This window comes from Pseudorhodoferax sp. Leaf274 (assembly GCF_001422445.1).
Lineage (GTDB): Bacteria > Pseudomonadota > Gammaproteobacteria > Burkholderiales > Burkholderiaceae_C > Pseudorhodoferax.
In genome coordinates this window covers 267,754-283,803 of the sequence record NZ_LMNA01000029.1, presented here as the reverse complement: position 1 = coordinate 283,803, position 16,050 = coordinate 267,754, and the positions used below count along the sequence as shown (strand labels likewise).

Here is a 16,050-nt window from a genome sequence, read left to right as displayed (position 1 = left end):
TCTCGTTGCTTGGAAGTGGAACGGTGGAGGCGGTGGCGCACGGACTGCTATTCCACGCGGATCGCGCTGTTGTTCTTGATCGCCAGCCACTCGTCGTGCGCCTTGCGCATCACGGCCACGAACTGCGCCTGCGTGATCGGCGTCGGCGGCTGCAGGCCGAACGCGGCGATGCGGTCGCGCACATCCGGCGCGGCACCCGCCTGGGCGAAGGCGTCGGCGATGCGATCGACGACGGCCCTGGGCGTTCTGGCCGGCGCGAAGACGCCGGCGAAGGACTCCGGTGCCAGGCCCCCGACGCCCAGTTCCTGGAAGGTCGGAAGATCGGGCAGCGACGCGATGCGCTGCGCCCCGGTGGTGGCCAGCACGCGGATGCGGCCGTCCTTGGCGAACTGCATCGCTGCGTGGCCGGACACGACACCGGCATCCAGGCGCCCGGCCATCAGGTCGGGAATGATGGGCGCCTCGCCTTTGTAGGGCACATGGCTCAGCGCAAAGCCGCCGGCACGCGCCAGGATCTCACCGAAATAGTGCGAGGACGAAGCATGGCCGGTGGTGCCGAAGCTCAGCGGCTTGGGCGCGGCCTTGGCCCGCTGCATGAACTCGGCCAGCGTCCTGGGTCCTTGCGGCGGCACGCCCCAGATGCCGGTGATCTCGTAGCACCGCGCCACGGGCACGAAGTCGCGGAAGGCGTCGTACCCCACCTGCGGCAGCAGCAGTGGATTGGTCACCAGCGCCGTCATGTTGAACAGCAGCGTGTAGCCGTCCGCCGGCGAACGGGCCACCGCTTCGGTCCCGATCATGGAGTTGGCGCCAGGCCGGTTGTCGACGATGAGCGGCTGGCCCAGCGCGGCCTCCACCTTCTGTGCGAAGACGCGCGCCACGGCATCGGTCTGGCCGCCCGGCGGGTATGGCACGACGAGCTTGATCGGCCTTTCGGGGAAATGGCTGTCGGCCCATGCGCTGGACGCGAGCGGCGTCACGCCCAGGAGGGCCAGGGTCTGGCGGCGCGTAAGTGGCATCGGTGTCTCCGTGGGTGTCTCCGTTGCTGTCGGCTTGGCAGGGGTCTGGTCGCGTCGCAGGGGGCCAGAGGACACGGAATGTTCCAAATCGCCGCGCTACAGTCAATAGGTTGAACCAATTATTTTTCTGGTCTAGCATGTATCCCCCTTCCACGCCACGCCGCCCGGCAGACCGCCCGGTGCGCACACCCGCATGAAAGCCTTGCAAGTCCTGGGTTACGGTCCCGACGACCACATCACCGTGCGCGACATCGCACAGCCCGTGCCGCGAGCCGGAGAGGTGCGCGTGCGCGTGCAGGCCAGCGGCATCTCCTACGTCGACCTGCTGCTGGCACGCGGCGCCTACCAGGTGCGCCCCACCCCACCGTTCATCCCCGGCAGCGAATACGCCGGCGTGGTCGATGCCATCGGCCCCGACACCGAGACGGGCCTCGTTCCCGGCGACCTGGTGTGCGGCACGCGCCAGGGCGCCTGGGCGGAGTACGTCTGCGCGCCCGCCTCGCGCGTGCACGAACTGCCGCCGGGCACCGACCCGGCGCTCGCTTCCGTCGCCACGGCCTCGGCCTACACCGCGCTGTACGCGCTGCGCGAGCGCGGTGGCATCCGGGCCGGCGACACGCTGCTCGTGCTGGGCGCCGCCGGCGCCGTGGGCCACGCGGCAGTGCAGATCGGCAAGCAACTGGGCGCACGCGTGCTGGCCCTGGCCTCGACCGACGCCAAACGCGCCGCCGTCCGCGCCGCGGGTGCCGATGCGGTGATCGACAGCGGCAGCGACTGGAAGGACATGGTGAAGCGCCAGGCAGGGCCGCGCGGGGTGGACCTGGTGTTCGACCCGGTCGGTGGTGCGGCCACGGACACGGCGTTCCGCACCCTGGGCTGGGGCGGCCGCCATCTGATGATCGGCTTCGCCGGCGGGGAGATCGGTGCACTCAAGACCAACCTGTCCATCGTCAAGGGGGCAGCGCTGGTCGGTGTCGACGTGCGCCAGTACGGCGAGCGCGAGCCCGGTCGCGCAGACGCTCTCCTGCGCGAGTGCATCCGCTGGTTCGCGGAGGGGCGCATCTGCCCCGTGCTGCGCTGTGTCCTGCCGGTCGCGTGTTTCGCACAGGCCGCAGAGCACGCGCAGGACCGCAACGGCATCGGCCGCGTCGTCATCACCTTTTGAGCCCCAATGCCCGCACCCGACCTGGCCGACACCGTCCACACCGCGCGCGACGGCGCGGTCTGGACCATCACCCTGCACCGCCCGCACAAGCGCAACGCCGTCGACCGTGCCTTGGCCGATGCACTGGACGCGGCGCTGAACACCCTGGACGATGACGCGGACCTGCGCGTGGGGGTGCTCTACGGCGGCCCTTCGGTCTTCTGCGCGGGCAGCGACCTGGCGTCGCGCGGCGACTACGTCACCGCCCGCGGCGGCGAGTACGGCATCATCCGCCGCCAGCGGCGCAAGCCGCTCATCGCAGCCGTCGAAGGCATGGCCCTCGGTGGCGGGCTGGAGATCGCCCTGGCCTGCGACATGGTGGTGGCGGCACACAACGCACGGCTGGGCCTGCCGGAAGTGCAGCGCGGCGTGCTGCCCACCTGCGGCGCATTGTTCCGAGCGCTGCAGGCGCTGCCGCCGCACATCGCGCGTGAGCTGGTGCTGGCCGGCCAGCCCATGGCCGCAGCGCGTGCCCACGCGCTGGGCCTGGTGAACCATCTCGCGGAGCCCGGGCACGCGCTGGTGAAGGCGCAGGCACTGGCCGCCCAGGTCGCCGCCAATGCGCCCTTGTCGGTACAGGCATGCCTGGGGGCGATGAACGGCCTGCTGGCACTGGCCGATGCGGCCGGCTGGCAGGCCACGGAGCAGGCCCTGGCATCCATCCGCGGCAGCGACGACCTCGAGGAAGGCCTGCGCGCCTTTTTCGAGAAGCGCGCGCCGGTCTGGTCGGGCCGCTGAACGCGACCTTCAGCCGCGCGGCGTGCGGCGCGACGCACGCCGAGGCGCCGCTGACGCCGCCGCTGCCGCCGACGCCGCCGCCGCCGCGCGTGCGCGGCTTTGCTCTTCCAAATAGTCGTTCAGGTTGGTGAGGTGCTCGGCCATCGCGGCGCAGGCCTTGTCCGCATCGCGCGCGCGCAGGTGGCGCAGGACCTTGCGCCGCACCTGGATGATGTCCTCGCGCGGCTTGGGGTCGATGCGCGCCAGCAGGCTGCGCACGATCTCCGACAGCGCGTCGACCAGCATCACGATCACGTCGTTGTGCGTGGCGCGTGCCAGCAGGCGGTAGAACTCGCCCACCGAGCGCGTGTTGCGCGAGCCGCCGCCTTCGCGGAACAGCGCCGCGTGGAAATCGATGTCGGCCTCGATGGCGTCGAACTCCGCGTCCGTGGCACGCTGGCAGGCCAGCCGGATCGCGACGCAGGTCAGCTCGATGCGCGCCTCGGTCACGCTGGTGGTTGGGATCTGGCCCAGCGACACCATGTCGCGCACGGCCTGGGCCAGGCCTTCGGGCTGGCGGGTGTTGATGAAGAAGCCGCCATGCACACCGGTGCGTGCCTCCACCAGGCCGGCCACCTCCAGGCTGCGCAGCGCCTCGCGCACGCCGCTGCGGCTGATGTCGAACTGCTCGGCCAGTTCCCGCTCGCCGGGCAGCCGGTGGCCCGGCTGCAGCGTTCCATTGGAGATCTGGCGGCGGATCTCGTCGCACACCGCCTCGAACGTTCGGCGCGTGCGCACCGGCTGGAACACCGGCCCGCCGGTCGTCACGGTGGCGGAAGCATCTTTGGAATCGGGCATAGGAGGCAAGTTTCGGAACACGTTTTGTTGTGCTGCGCATCGTACTACCCGGACGCCGGCCTTTACTCCATATCTTATTGGTTGAACCTATACATCATTGCCGATACACTTTCGGCGAATCGATTTGCCATGGAGACCCGATGGACTTGAACCTGAGCCCCGCGCAGGAGGCGTTCCGCGACGAGGTGCGCACCTTCGTGCAGCAGCGCCTGCCGCACGACATCCGCCAACGCCTGCGCCTGGGCCACCCCCCGCGCAAGCAGGACACCGTGGCCTGGCAGCGCATCCTGAACGAACGCGGCTGGGCCGCGCCGCACTGGCCCAGGCGCTACGGCGGCGCCGAACTGGGCCAGATGGAGCGCCTGATCCTGATGGACGAGCTCTACCGCGCGCCCGCGCCGCTGCCCCAGGTGTTCAACGTGACCATGCTCGGCCCCGTGCTTATGAAATTCGGCACGCCCGAGCAGTGCGACTTCTTCCTGCCCAAGCTGGCCAACCTCGACCTGTGGTTCTGCCAGGGCTTCTCCGAACCCGGTTCGGGCTCCGATCTCGCCTCGCTGCGCACCGCGGCGCGGCGCGAGGGCGACGACTACATCGTCAACGGCCAGAAGATCTGGACCACCACGGCGCACATGGCCGACTGGGTGTTCGCGCTGGTGCGCACCGACAGCCAGGCGCGCAAGCAGGAGGGCATCTCCTTCCTGCTGATCGACCTGAAGACCCCGGGCGTCACGATCCGCCCCATCGTCTCGCTGGATGGCGACCACCATCTCAACGAAGTCTTCTTCGACGAGGTGCGGGTACCGGTCGGACATCTCGTGGGCGAGGAAAACAAGGGCTGGAACTGCGCCAAGTTCCTGCTGGGCAACGAGCGCACCGGCATCGCCAACGTCGGCCTGTGCCGCGAACGGCTGGACTTCGCGCGCGAGATCGCCGAGACGACCCGCGACGGCCACCACCGCCTGATCGACTCGCCCCAGCTGCGGAGCGAGTTCGCCACCCTGGACGCGGAGATCCGCGCGCTGGAAATCACCAACTGGCGCTTTCTGTTGACCGACAGCGCGCGCGAGGCGCTGCCGAGCTTCGCGTCCGTGCTCAAGCTCAAGGGCGTGGAGCTCCAGCAGGACATCGCCGCCCTGCTGGCCCGCCTGGCCGGCCCCGCCGGGCTGGAACGCCGCCCGCTGGACGACCCGGGCGCCGGTCCCCTGGTGCCGCGCTATTTCTACTCGCGCGCGGCCTCGATCTACGGCGGCACGAGCGAGGTCCAGAAAGACATCCTGGCCAAGACGCTGCTGGGCTGACACGGAAAGAACGCACAGATGAACTTCGAACCCACTGACGAGCAGGCGCAGCTGCAGGACAGCGTGCGCCGCCTGCTGGCCGACCATGGCCGCTTCGAGCAACGGCGGGCAGCCGCCGCCACGGCCGACGGCTTCCAGCGCAGCCTGTGGCGGCACCTGGCCGAGCTCGGCGTCACCGCGCTGTGCGTGGACGAAGCCCACGGTGGCTTCGGCGGCGGCGCGGTCGACCGGCTGCCGGTGCTGCAGGCCTGCGGCCACGCGTTGTTGCTGGAGCCGGTGCTGTCGTCCAGCGTGCTGGGCGCCACGGCCGTGCAACTGGCCGGCGATGCCGCCGCCAAGGCGCGCCTGCTCGCGCCCGCCGCCGCCGGCCGGCTGCTGCTGGCCTGGGCGCACGATGAGGCAGACGCGCGCCATGCCCCCTGCTGGGTGGCAACCCAGGCGACGCAGCACGCTGGCCAGTGGACGCTGACCGGACGCAAGCGCCATGTGCTGCACGGCCAGAGCGCGGACCATCTCGTGGTCACCGCGCGCACCGACGGTGCGCCCGATGCCGAGGCCGGTATCGCGCTGTTCGTGGTCGACGCGCAAGCGGCCGGCCAGCAGCGCCGCGGCTACCGCCTCGTGGACGACACGCCTGCCGCCGAGCTGGTGCTGGACGGCGTCGCCGCCCAGCCGCTCGGCGACCCGCGCGACGACGCCCGCGCCCGTGTCGCACTGCAGGGCACGCTCGACGCCGGCCTGGCGGCCGTGTGCGCCGACATGCTGGGCGCCATGGAGCTGGCCTTCGAACTCGCCGTGGAGTACCTGAACACGCGCCAGCAGTTCGGCCGGCTGATCGGCCAGAACCAGGCGCTGCGCCACAAGGCCGCCGAGATGCAGGTCGGCCTGGAGATGTCGCGCAGCATGGCCATGGCCGCGGCCATCGCGGCCGACCGGCCGGATGCCTCCGAATCCGCGGCCGACCTGCTGCGCGCCAAGCTGGTGATCGGCCGGCATGCCCGGCAGCTGTGCCAGAACGCGGTGCAGATCCACGGCGGCATCGGCATGACCGAGGAGTACGCCGTCGGCCACGCGTTGCGGCGCATCCATGTGCTGGACCAGCTGTTCGGCGACAGCGCGGCCCAGGCCGCCCGGCTCGCGGACGCATGGGCCGTGCGCATGTGACCGTGCCACGCGGCGCAACCCCGTCCCCGTCGCGGGCCGACGCTGCGGCTGCTCCATGCGCCGCCGGCGCCGTCGCCCTCGCGGAGCGTTCGACGGCGCATGAGGCTCCGCAGGCGATCGTCGCTTGCGCACAGGCAGGCCAGTCGCTACCATTTGGTACTACCATTGATATCGAGACAAGCCCCATGGATTCCCCGCTGATCTACCTGGACGACCGCGCCGTGGCGCGCGATGCCGTGCTGCTGCAGGCCCGCCGCGCCGCCACCGGCTTCGACGCCTTGGGCGTCGGCGAAGGCGACTTCGTCGCCCTGCTGCTGCGCAACGACTTCGCTTTCTTCGAAGGCCAGCAGGCCGCCGCCGCGCTCGGTGCCTATTGCGTCCCCATCAACTGGCACGGCAAGCCCGAGGAGGTGCTGTACGTGCTCGGCGACGCCCGGCCCAAGGTGCTGGTGGCCCATGCCGATCTGGTCGCGCCGCTGCGCGGCCAGCTGCCCGCCGGCCTGCGGTTGCTGGTGGTGCCCACGCCGCCGGAGGTGCAGCAACGCTACGGCATCTCCGAGGCGCTGGCGCAGCCGCAGCCGGGCGACCTGCGTTGGGACGACTGGTGCGCCGGCTTCAGCCCCTGGGACGGTCCGCCCAAGCGCAGCCGCGCGACCATGATCTACACCTCGGGCACCACCGGCCACCCCAAGGGTGTCAAACGCGAAGCGGCCACGCCCGAGCAGGCGGCCGCCTATGTCGCGCTGATCGCCAGCGTGTACGGCGTGACGCCCGGCGTGCGGGCGCTGGTGGCGGGCCCGCTCTACCACGCCTCGCCCAACGCCTATGGCCGCCAGGCGCTGCCCAACGCCGATGTGCTGGTGCTGCAGTCCAAGTTCGACCCCGAGGAAACGCTGGCCCTGATCGCCCGGCACCGGCTGACGCACGCCGTGATGGTGCCCACCATGTTCGTGCGGCTGCTGAAGCTGCCGGCCGGGGTGCGCGCGCGCTACGACGTGAGCTCGCTGCGCTGGGTCACGCACACCGGCGCGCCCTGCCCCGTGGAGGTCAAGAAGGCGTTGATGGAATGGTGGGGCCCCGTGGTCTACGAAACCTACGGCGGCTCGGAGGTCGGCACGGCCACGCTGGCCACGCCGCAGGACTGGCTGGCCCACCCCGGCAGCGTCGGCGTGCCCACGCCGGGCACGCGCATCGCGTTCTATGGCGAGGACGGCCGGCCCGTGCCCACGGGCGAGATCGGCGAGATCTACATGCGCGTTCCGGCCTATGCCGACTTCACCTACCTCAACCACGAAGCCAAGCGCGCGGGTGTCGAACGCGACGGGCTGATCAGCTGCGGCGATGTCGGCTACCTGAAGGACGAACGCCTGTACCTGTGCGACCGCCGGTCCGACATGGTCATCTCCGCCGGCACCAACATCTACCCTGCCGAGATCGAGATGGTGCTGCTGCAGTGCCCCGGCGTGCAGGACTGCGCGGTGTTCGGCATTCCCGACGACGAGTTCGGCGAATCCCTGGCCGCGGCCGTCCAGGCCGTGCCGGATGCCACGCTGACGGCCGAGGACATCCGGGCTTACCTCGCGCCCCGGCTGGCCAAGTACAAGCTGCCGCGGCGCATCGATTTCCACGCCGCGCTGCCGCGCGAGGACAGCGGCAAGATCTTCAAGCGTCGCCTGCGCGAGCCGTTCTGGCAAGGCGCCGGCCGCAGCATTTGAACGCCGGCATGCAGCCCGCGGAGATCGAGGCCGCGCTGGCGGCTGCGCTGCGCGGCGCCGGGCCGGCGGGCGAGGTGCGCGGCCTGCGCCGCCTGACCGGCGGCGCCACGAAGGAGACCTGGTGCTTCGACTGGCACCAGCCCGGCACCAGCGGGACGCTGATCCTGCAACGCTCGGCTGCCACGGCCGCGCCGCCGGGCCATCCGCCCCGGCTGGACGCCGGGCAGGACGCCGCGCTCATGCGCGCGGCCCGCCAGGGCGGCGTGCCGGTGCCCACGGTGCGGCTGGTGCTGCAGCCGCAGCACGGCCTGGGGCCGGGCTACGTCACCGGGCACGTGGCCGGGGAGACCATGGGCCGCAAGCTGGCCCGCGACAGCGCCTTCGCCATGGCACGCGGGCGGCTCGCCCGCCAGTGCGGCGAGGCCCTGGCCGCCATCCACCGCATGCCGACGGCCGAGCTGCCCTTCCTGGCCCGGCTCGCGCCGGCCGACGAACTGGCGATCTACGGCGGCCTGCTGCGCGACCACGCCATCGCCCATCCGGCGCTGGCCTACGCCCTGCGCTGGGTCGGCCAGCACCTGCCGCAGCAATGGGATGCGCGGGTGGTGCACGCCGACTTCCGCAACGGCAACCTGATCGTCGACCAGCAGGGCCTGCGCTGCGTGCTGGACTGGGAGATCGCGCGCATCGGCGACCCGATGCAGGACCTGGGTGTGCTGTGCATGCGCACCTGGCGTTTCGGAGGAACCGGCGAGGTCGGCGGCTTCGGCACGCGCGAGGACCTGTACGCCGCTTACGAAGCCGCCGGCGGTATGCCAGTGGACCCGGCGCGCGTGCGCTTCTGGGAGGCCTTCGGCAACCTCAAGTGGGCCATCGCGTGCGTGCGCCGCGGGCTGGGTGCGCGCGCCGACGGCCGCCCCGCCAGCCTGGAGCTCTGCGCCGTCGGCCGCCGGCTGGAAGAACCGCTCTGGGACTTCATGCACCTGCTGGAGACCGCGCCATGATCCCGCCCGCCACCGCACTGCTGCAGGCCACGGCCGACTACCTGGAGCACGAACTGCTGCCCACGCTGGACGGCTACCACCGGTTCCAGACGCGCATCGCCGCGAACGTGCTGCGCATCGCGCTGCGCGAGGCCGAACTGGCGCCCGCGCACGACGCCGCGGCGCGGGCGCGCCTGCAGGCCCTGCTGCACCGCGAGGGCGATACCGCCACGCTCGACCGCGCACTGCACGACGCCATCGCGTCCGGCGCGATACCGCTGGATGCGCCAGGGCTGGTGCAGCACCTGCGCCAGTCGCTGCACGGGGCGCTGGACATCAACAACCCGCGCTGGACCGCGCATCCACACCGAGGCACCGACCATGCAACTCAGTGAAGACCAGACCGCTTTCCGCGATGGCGTGCGCCGCATGGTGCAGGACCACGTGGCCCCGCTCGCGGCGGAGATCGACGAGAACGACCGCTTCCCGGAGGAACTGATCGAGGTCTACGGCGACATGGGGCTGCTGCAGTTGTGGGTGCCCGAGGCCTACGGCGGGCCCGGTGCCAACCTCACCATGGTGTGCCTGGCGCGCGAGGAGATCGCGCGCGTGTCCGAATCCTGCGCGCTGATGGCCGGCATGAACACCATGTTCGCGCTGCCCATCATGCACTTCGGCAGCGCGGCGCAGAAGCAGCACTACCTGCCCCTGCTGGCCCGCGGCCGCACCGTCACGGCCATCGCGATCAGCGAGCCGGACTGCGGATCGGACGTCGGCGGCATGCGCACGCGCGCCGTGCGCCAGGGCGACCACTACGTCATCAACGGCCAGAAGCAGTGGTGCACTTTCGGCAGCCGCGCCGACTACCTGATGCTGTTCGCCAAGACCGGCGACGGCGCCGGCGCCAGCGACATCAGCGCCTTCATCGTCGACGTGAAGAACACCAAGGGCCTCGGCTTCGGCCGCAACGAACGCAAGATGGGCATGAAGGGCACGATCAACGTGCCCATCCACCTGGACAACGTGCGCGTGCCGGTGGACCACATGCTGGGCGCGGAGGGCCAGGGCTTTCGCTCGGCCATGCGCGCGCTGGACCTGAACCGCCCCGCCATCGCCGCGGCCTCGGTCGGCCTGGCGCAGGGCGCGTTCGACGCGGCCCTGGACTACGCCAGGCAGCGCCGCCAGTTCAAGCGCGCCATCATCGAGTTCCAGGGCATCCAGTTCATGCTGGCCGACATGAAGATGCAGATCGAGGCGGCGCGCGCGCTGACCTACGAATGCGCGCGCCTGGGCGACGCCGAGGACTGGGCCCAGCTGCCGATCTTCGCCAGCATGGCCAAGTGCTTCGCCAGCGACGTGGCCATGAAGGTCACGACGGATGCCGTGCAGGTCTTCGGCGGCTACGGCTACGTGCGTGATTACCCGGTCGAAAAGATGATGCGCGACGCCAAGCTGAACCAGATCTTCGAGGGCACCAACCAGATCCAGCGCGTGGTGATCGCGCGCGAGCTGATGCGGTCCTGAGCCTCTTCCCCCACGATATTGGAGACAAACCATGACCCCCTCTCGACGCGCAACGCTGCAATCGGCGCTGGCCCTGCTGGCCGCGACGGCCTGGCCCGCAGCCCGGGCGCAGGCGGCCTACCCGAACGGCCCGATCCGCTTCATCATCCCCACGCCGGTCGGCGGCGGCCATGACACCATGATGCGGTTGATCGGCGCCAAGCTGACCGAAGCCTGGGGCCAGCCCACCATCGTGGAGTCCAAGGCCGGCGCCAGCGGCGCCATCGCGGCCAGCTACGTCGCCAAGCAGCCGGCCGACGGGCAGACGCTGCTGCTGGGCTACAGCGCGCTGCTGAGCAGCCTGGTGCTCCAGCCGAACACCCCCTACAAGCTGAGCGAGCTGGCGCCGGTCAGCATGATGGCGATGACGCCGATCGCGCTGGGCGTGCGCTCCTCCTTGAACATCAACACGGTGCAGGAGTTCGTGGCGCTGGTGAAACGCCGGCCCGGCAAGTTCAGCTATGCCTCCTACGGGCCGGGCTCGGGCGGGCACTTCGTGGGCGAGCAGATCAACGTGGCGGCCGGGCTGGACATGGTCCACGTGCCCTACAAGGGCGAGGCCCCGGCGCTGCAGGACCTGCTGGGCGAGCAGGTCGACGCGGCCGTGGTGTCGCTGGGCGGCGTCTCGCGCTACGCAGGCAAGATCAAGGCACTGGCGGTCGCCAGCCCGACGCGCTTTCCGCTCTACAAGGATGTACCCACCTTCGCGGAATCGGGCCTGCCCGCCGTCAACCTGCCCGGCTGGGCCGCGCTGATGGCGCCGGCCGCCACGCCTCGGCCGGTGCTGGCCAGGCTGGGCAGCGAGATCGACCGCATCGTGATGCTGCCCGACATCCAGGCCAAGCTGCTGGAACTGGGTTTCGAGTCGGTCGCCTGGCCGCCGGAGAAGCTGGCGGCCTTCATGGCCGACCAACTGGCCGCCGTCAAGAAGCTCGTCGACGACGGGCGCATCAAGCTCACCAGCTGAGCAGCGCGGCGCCGGCCGGGCAGCGCCGCGTGTCCGTCAAGCGGACGGGCGCTGCGCCGGCGGCGCTGACCCGTCCCGCACCGCGGCCGTCACGCGGCCAGCGCCAGCGCCGCCGACAGGCTCTCGCGGCACTCGACCACCATGCGCGCGAGCAGTTCCTCGCACGACGGGATGTCGTCGATCAAGCCGACCACCTGCCCGGCCCACACCACACCGTCGTCGACCTCGCCGGACTGCAGCGCCGCCTGCCCGCGGGCGCCGGCCACCAGCGGGCGCAGGTCGTCGAAGCTGCAGCCGCCGGGCCGGCGCTCCAGCGCCAGCACTTCCTCGGACACCGCGTTGGACAGCACCCTGGCGGTGTTGCGCAGCGTGCGGAACATCAGCCGCGTGTCGGTCTGCTGCGCCGCCACCAGCGCGTCCTTGATGTTCTGGTGCACCGGTGCCTCGCGCGTGGCGACGAAGCGTGTGCCCATGTTCACCCCCTCGGCCCCCAGCGCGAGCGCGGCCGCCATGCCGCGTCCATCGGCGATGCCGCCCGACGCGATCACCGGGACCTTGAGCGCGCGCACCGCGGCGGGAATCAGCACCAGGCCCGGCACGTCGTCCTCGCCCGGATGGCCCGCGCACTCGAAGCCGTCGATGCTCACGATGTCGACACCGCGCTCCTCGGCGGCCTGCGCGTGGCGCACCGAGGTGCACTTGTGGACCACCGTGACACCGGCACCGCGCAGCCGGTCGAACACCTCCTGCGGCACGTTGCCGGCGGTCTCGACCACGCGCACACCGTGCTCCACGATGGTGGCGAAGATGCGGTCGTAGGGCGGCGCCTGGGTCGAGCGCAGCATGGTGACGTTCACGCCGAACGGGCGGTCCGTGAGGCGCCGGCAGCGTTCGATCTCGCGGCCCAAGTCTTCGGGCGTGGGCTGGGTCAGCGCGCTCAGCGTGCCCAGGCCGCCCGCGTTGCTGACCGCGGCCGCCAGTTCGGCGCGGCCGACCCACTGCATGCCGCCCTGGACGATGGGAATGCCGATGCCGAGCAGACGGCTCACGCGGGTATCGATGGTGTTCATCTTCTCTTTCACTCCAGCTTGATGTTGTTGGCGCGCACCACCGCGCCCCATTTCTGCAGGTCTTCCGAGATGGCGGTGGAGAACTCTGCGGCACTGCTGCCCACCGGCTCGAACCCCAACTCCAGGATGCGCGCCTGCACGTCCGGCAGCAGCGTCACGCGGCGCACTTCGCGTTCGAATTTGTCGACGATGGCCTGCGGTGTGCCCGCCGGCAGGAACACGCCGCCCCAGCCGGGCAGGTTCACATCGGGATAGCCGGCCTCGGCCAGGGTCGGCACATCGGGGAAGGCCTTGAGCCGCCGCGGGTTGGCCACCGCCAGGATCCGGACCCGGCCGGTGCCGGCCTGCCGGGCATAGAAGCCGACCGACCCGTAGGCCAGCTCGATCTGCCCGCTCGCCAGGTCCGGGAAGGCCGCCGCCTCGCCCTTGTACGCGACATGCTTGATCTGCATGCCGGCCGCCCTGTTCAGGCCCTCTCCGATGATGTGCGCCGACGAGCCGGTGCCGTAGCTGCCGTACGACATCGCACCCGGCCTGCGCCGCGCCAGGTCCACGAGGCTGCCCAGGTCGCGCGCCGGCACGTCCGCGTTCGCCGCCAGGGCGATCGGGAACCAGGCCACCAGCGACACCGGCAGCAGGTCGGCCGCCCTATAGGGCGGGTTCGCCTGCAGCACCAGGTTCTGCACGAAGCCGCTCAATGTGAACAAGGCGGTGTAGCCATCGGGCGCGCTCTTGGCCACGTACGACGTCGCCACGATGCTGTTGGCCCCTGCCCTCGATTCCACGATGACGGGCTGCCCCCAGGACGCGCCCACCTTCTCGGCCACCAGCCGCGCCAGCACGTCGAGGTTGCCGCCTGCCGCCGTCGGGATCACGAAGCGCACTGGCTTGGCGGGAAACGGCGCCTCCTGCGCATGGACCGCGCTGCCCAGCAGCGCCAGCGTCCATGCCACGGCCACGGTTCTCGAAAAAAGGGCTTGCACGGTGTCTCCTGATTTTTGGTTGAACCAATTGTTTATTGTGGACAGCGCACCCCGCGCCGTCAACGCGCAGGGACGCACCAGCCCAAATTTTTCTTGATTGGCTCTACCAATGATATTAATATTGGTAGAACCACATTGGCCCACCACCGCCCAGAGCTTCCCAGGGCGACCTCGATCCACCTGACCACGAGAACCGAACATGCTCACCACCGAAGACAACGAACGCCTCACGCGTGTCGGCCCCGGCACACCGATGGGCCAGCTGATGCGCCTGTACTGGCTCCCCTTCCTGCCCAGCACCGATCTGCCGCCCGGCGGCCAGCCGCAGCGCGTGCGCCTGCTGGGTGAGGAACTGCTGGCGTTCAAGGACAGCGAAGGCCGCCTCGGCCTCGTGGACCATGCGTGCCCGCACCGCGGCGCGCCGCTGGTGTTCGGCCGCAACGAAGACTGCGGTCTGCGCTGCGTCTACCACGGCTGGAAGTTCGGCGTGGACGGCAAGGTGCTGGACATGCCGGCCGAGCCCGCGGACACCCGGCTGAAGGACAAGACCCGCCTCAAGCACTACCGCTGCACCGAACGCAACGGCATGGTCTGGGCCTACATGGGGCCGGACCAGGACGCCCCGCCGCCGCTGCCCCACCTGGAATGGAACATGGTGCCGCAGGAGAACGTGCACGTGAGCTTTCGCGTGCAGGAGTGCAACTGGCTGCAGGCGGTGGAGGGCGAGATCGACTCCGCCCATGCCGCCATCCTGCACGGCCGCATCGACGCGCAGGGCGCCATCAGCGAATGGGTGGCCAAGCGCGACCTGCGGCCGATCTTCGAATGCCAGAAGCAGGACTTCGGCATGAGCGTGGCCTCGCGCCGCGTGCTGGACGACAACACCCACTACTGGCGCGTGAACCAGTTCCTGCTGCCCTTCTACACGCTGGTGCCGCCGCAGTCCAAGTACCCCGAGCTGAGCGGCCATGCCTGGGTGCCGCTGGACGACCACCACACGCTGTGCATCATGTTCTCGTACACGCCGGTCACGCCGTTCTACGAGAAGACGCGCAAGCTCTTCGTGGAAGGCCACGCCGGCCGCGAGACCGGGCACCCGAGCCAGGACGCCTACGTGCCGCGCCCGCCGACGCAGCCGTTCGCCAAGTACTGGACCAAGTTCAACAACGAGACGGGCTTCCTGTTCAACTACGACGCGCAGACCAAGACCTGGTTCTCCGGCCTGCCCGGCCTGTGGGTGCAGGACGCCGCCTGCCAGTCCGGCGTGGCGCCGATCTACGACCGCTCCAAGGAGCACCTGGGCATCAGCGACACCGGCATCGCCATGACCCGCCGCCTGCTGCTGGACAGCGTGCGCAAGCTGTCGGCCGAAGGCGTCAAGCCGCCCCGCTACGACGACCCCGAACTGTGGATGGTGCGCGCGGTCTCGCTCACGCTGCCGGCCAGCGAATCGTGGAAGGACGACGGCGGCAAGCTGGCGATGACGGCCCGCCTGGGCGAAGACTTCGGCTACGCGCTGTGACCGGCGGCGACGGGACACGCACGTGAACGACCTGCTCAAGCTGCGCCTGCGCCAGATCCGGCTGGAGGCGGAGGACATCGCCTCGTACGAGCTGGTGTCGGCCACGGGCCAGGCCTTGCCCGCCTTCACGGCCGGTGCGCACATCGACCTGCACCTGCCCGAGCAGATGGTGCGCAGCTATTCGCTGCTGAACGACCCGGCCGAGACGCACCGCTACGTGATCGCCGTGCAGCACGACAGGGAAGGCCGCGGCGGCTCGGCCTGGATGCATACCCGCCCGCGCGTGGGCGACGTGCTGCAGGCCGGCGCCCCGTCGAACGACTTCGCGCTGGCCGACACCACGGCGCCGGCCGTGCTGATCGCAGGCGGCATCGGCATCACACCGCTGCTGGCCATGGCACGCCAGCGCCAGCGCGCGCGGCGGGCCTGGCAGCTGCACTATGCGGCGCGCTCGGCACGGGCCGCGGCCTTCATGGACGAACTCGCCGCGCTGGACGCCGGTGCGCAGGCCGTGCAGCTGTACCTGGGCGACAGCGGCGACGCGCGCATGCCCTTGGCGGCCATCGTGGCAGCCGCGCCGGCCGAGGCGCACCTGTATTGCTGCGGCCCGGCGCGCATGATCGACGCGTTCGTCGCCGCCTGCGCCGGCCGCCCCGCCGCGCAGGTGCACACCGAGCGCTTCGCCGCCAGCAGCGCGGCCGCCACCGCAGGCGGCTTCGAACTGGTGCTGCAGCGCAGTGGCCGCCGCTTCACGGTGCCCGAAGGCAAGACCATCCTGGACACCTTGCTCGATCACGACGTGGACGTGCAGTACGCCTGCTCGGCCGGTGTCTGCGGCACCTGCCGCACGCGCGTGGTCGACGGCACGCCCGACCACCGCGACGACTACCTGTCCGACGACGAGAAGGCCTGCAACGACGCCATCATGGTGTGCTGCTCGGGTGCCCGCTCGCCGACCCTGGTGCTGGACCTCTGAGGCACGGG

The 16,050-nt window shown here is 70.7% G+C and carries 15 protein-coding genes; 11 read left to right on the top strand and 4 right to left on the bottom strand.

From position 1 onward, the window contains the following. Positions 1 to 47: 47 nt before the first annotated feature. Positions 48 to 1,019: a tripartite tricarboxylate transporter substrate binding protein gene (locus tag ASF44_RS26675; RefSeq protein ID WP_056902296.1), complete on the bottom strand. Its 972-nt coding sequence runs from the start codon at positions 1,017 to 1,019 to the stop codon at positions 48 to 50. 193 nt (positions 1,020 to 1,212) lie between these two features. Here ASF44_RS26675 and ASF44_RS26670 point away from each other — a divergent pair, with 193 nt between their 5' ends. Both ASF44_RS26670 and ASF44_RS26665 read left to right on the top strand, forming a co-directional pair. Continuing rightward, positions 1,213 to 2,184, top strand: coding sequence for an NADPH:quinone oxidoreductase family protein (locus ASF44_RS26670; protein ID WP_082525062.1), 972 nt, complete (start codon positions 1,213 to 1,215; stop codon positions 2,182 to 2,184). Between the two features lie 6 nt (positions 2,185 to 2,190). Next, on the top strand, positions 2,191 to 2,961 hold the full coding sequence (locus ASF44_RS26665) for an enoyl-CoA hydratase-related protein (RefSeq protein WP_056902294.1): 771 nt from the start codon (positions 2,191 to 2,193) through the stop codon (positions 2,959 to 2,961). A 9-nt stretch (positions 2,962 to 2,970) separates the two neighbouring features. On the opposite strand, the gene ASF44_RS26660 is transcribed toward ASF44_RS26665, so the two are convergent. After that, positions 2,971 to 3,798 (bottom strand): FadR/GntR family transcriptional regulator, encoded by an 828-nt coding sequence (locus ASF44_RS26660; RefSeq protein WP_056902293.1) that lies wholly within the window; start codon positions 3,796 to 3,798, stop codon positions 2,971 to 2,973. A gap of 140 nt (positions 3,799 to 3,938) precedes the next feature. Between ASF44_RS26660 and ASF44_RS26655 the strand changes: the two genes are divergently transcribed. From ASF44_RS26655 to ASF44_RS26625, 7 genes are all read left to right on the top strand, one after another. Beyond that, a complete protein-coding gene (locus tag ASF44_RS26655) occupies positions 3,939 to 5,099 on the top strand; it encodes an acyl-CoA dehydrogenase family protein (protein WP_056902292.1) in 1,161 nt (386 codons plus the stop codon). An 18-nt stretch (positions 5,100 to 5,117) separates the two neighbouring features. Further along, the gene (locus tag ASF44_RS26650; RefSeq protein WP_056902291.1) at positions 5,118 to 6,263 is read left to right on the top strand and encodes an acyl-CoA dehydrogenase family protein; all 1,146 of its coding nucleotides are present in this window, start codon (positions 5,118 to 5,120) and stop codon (positions 6,261 to 6,263) included. Between the two features lie 185 nt (positions 6,264 to 6,448). After that, on the top strand, positions 6,449 to 7,978 hold the full coding sequence (locus ASF44_RS26645) for an acyl-CoA synthetase (protein ID WP_056902290.1): 1,530 nt from the start codon (positions 6,449 to 6,451) through the stop codon (positions 7,976 to 7,978). Positions 7,979 to 7,986: 8 nt separating this feature from the next. After that, entirely contained in the window at positions 7,987 to 8,982 is a 996-nt protein-coding gene (locus ASF44_RS26640) for a phosphotransferase family protein (RefSeq protein ID WP_056902345.1), read from the top strand. Then, positions 8,979 to 9,356, top strand: a complete 378-nt coding sequence (locus tag ASF44_RS26635) for a DUF6285 domain-containing protein (protein WP_056902289.1) — start codon at positions 8,979 to 8,981, stop codon at positions 9,354 to 9,356. The genes ASF44_RS26640 and ASF44_RS26635 overlap by 4 nt, the downstream gene beginning before the upstream one ends. Further along, entirely contained in the window at positions 9,343 to 10,485 is a 1,143-nt protein-coding gene (locus tag ASF44_RS26630) for an acyl-CoA dehydrogenase family protein (RefSeq protein WP_056902288.1), read from the top strand. Before ASF44_RS26635 ends, ASF44_RS26630 begins: the two co-directional genes overlap by 14 nt. Before the next feature lie 31 nt (positions 10,486 to 10,516). Continuing rightward, positions 10,517 to 11,491, top strand: a complete 975-nt coding sequence (locus tag ASF44_RS26625; protein ID WP_056902287.1) for a tripartite tricarboxylate transporter substrate-binding protein — start codon at positions 10,517 to 10,519, stop codon at positions 11,489 to 11,491. 89 nt (positions 11,492 to 11,580) lie between these two features. Here the strand turns inward: ASF44_RS26625 and ASF44_RS26620 are convergent, their stop codons facing one another. Together ASF44_RS26620 and ASF44_RS26615 are read right to left on the bottom strand one after the other, a co-directional pair. Further along, the gene (locus tag ASF44_RS26620; RefSeq protein ID WP_056902344.1) at positions 11,581 to 12,552 is read right to left on the bottom strand and encodes a nitronate monooxygenase family protein; all 972 of its coding nucleotides are present in this window, start codon (positions 12,550 to 12,552) and stop codon (positions 11,581 to 11,583) included. A gap of 17 nt (positions 12,553 to 12,569) precedes the next feature. Further along, a complete protein-coding gene (locus ASF44_RS26615) occupies positions 12,570 to 13,544 on the bottom strand; it encodes a tripartite tricarboxylate transporter substrate binding protein (protein ID WP_235579359.1) in 975 nt (324 codons plus the stop codon). Between the two features lie 199 nt (positions 13,545 to 13,743). Here ASF44_RS26615 and ASF44_RS26610 point away from each other — a divergent pair, with 199 nt between their 5' ends. Both ASF44_RS26610 and ASF44_RS26605 read left to right on the top strand, forming a co-directional pair. After that, complete coding sequence (locus tag ASF44_RS26610) at positions 13,744 to 15,066, top strand: Rieske 2Fe-2S domain-containing protein (RefSeq protein WP_056902285.1); 1,323 nt, start codon at positions 13,744 to 13,746, stop codon at positions 15,064 to 15,066. A gap of 22 nt (positions 15,067 to 15,088) precedes the next feature. Next, positions 15,089 to 16,042: a PDR/VanB family oxidoreductase gene (locus ASF44_RS26605; RefSeq protein WP_056902284.1), complete on the top strand. Its 954-nt coding sequence runs from the start codon at positions 15,089 to 15,091 to the stop codon at positions 16,040 to 16,042. Positions 16,043 to 16,050 lie beyond the last annotated feature (8 nt).

What these genes read in the sequence shown, in the direction of transcription:
- ASF44_RS26645 (WP_056902290.1), top strand. Translation starts at nt 6,449, where the DNA reads ATGGATTCCCCGCTGATCTACCTGGACGACCGCGCCGTGGCGCGCGAT.
- ASF44_RS26650 (WP_056902291.1), top strand. Translation starts at nt 5,118, where the DNA reads ATGAACTTCGAACCCACTGACGAGCAGGCGCAGCTGCAGGACAGCGTG.
- ASF44_RS26660 (WP_056902293.1), bottom strand. Translation starts at nt 3,798, where the DNA reads ATGCCCGATTCCAAAGATGCTTCCGCCACCGTGACGACCGGCGGGCCG.
- ASF44_RS26675 (WP_056902296.1), bottom strand. Translation starts at nt 1,019, where the DNA reads ATGCCACTTACGCGCCGCCAGACCCTGGCCCTCCTGGGCGTGACGCCG.
- ASF44_RS26625 (WP_056902287.1), top strand. Translation starts at nt 10,517, where the DNA reads ATGACCCCCTCTCGACGCGCAACGCTGCAATCGGCGCTGGCCCTGCTG.
- ASF44_RS26630 (WP_056902288.1), top strand. Translation starts at nt 9,343, where the DNA reads ATGCAACTCAGTGAAGACCAGACCGCTTTCCGCGATGGCGTGCGCCGC.
- ASF44_RS26610 (WP_056902285.1), top strand. Translation starts at nt 13,744, where the DNA reads ATGCTCACCACCGAAGACAACGAACGCCTCACGCGTGTCGGCCCCGGC.
- ASF44_RS26635 (WP_056902289.1), top strand. Translation starts at nt 8,979, where the DNA reads ATGATCCCGCCCGCCACCGCACTGCTGCAGGCCACGGCCGACTACCTG.
- ASF44_RS26670 (WP_082525062.1), top strand. Translation starts at nt 1,213, where the DNA reads ATGAAAGCCTTGCAAGTCCTGGGTTACGGTCCCGACGACCACATCACC.
- ASF44_RS26640 (WP_056902345.1), top strand. Translation starts at nt 7,987, where the DNA reads ATGCAGCCCGCGGAGATCGAGGCCGCGCTGGCGGCTGCGCTGCGCGGC.
- ASF44_RS26655 (WP_056902292.1), top strand. Translation starts at nt 3,939, where the DNA reads ATGGACTTGAACCTGAGCCCCGCGCAGGAGGCGTTCCGCGACGAGGTG.
- ASF44_RS26665 (WP_056902294.1), top strand. Translation starts at nt 2,191, where the DNA reads ATGCCCGCACCCGACCTGGCCGACACCGTCCACACCGCGCGCGACGGC.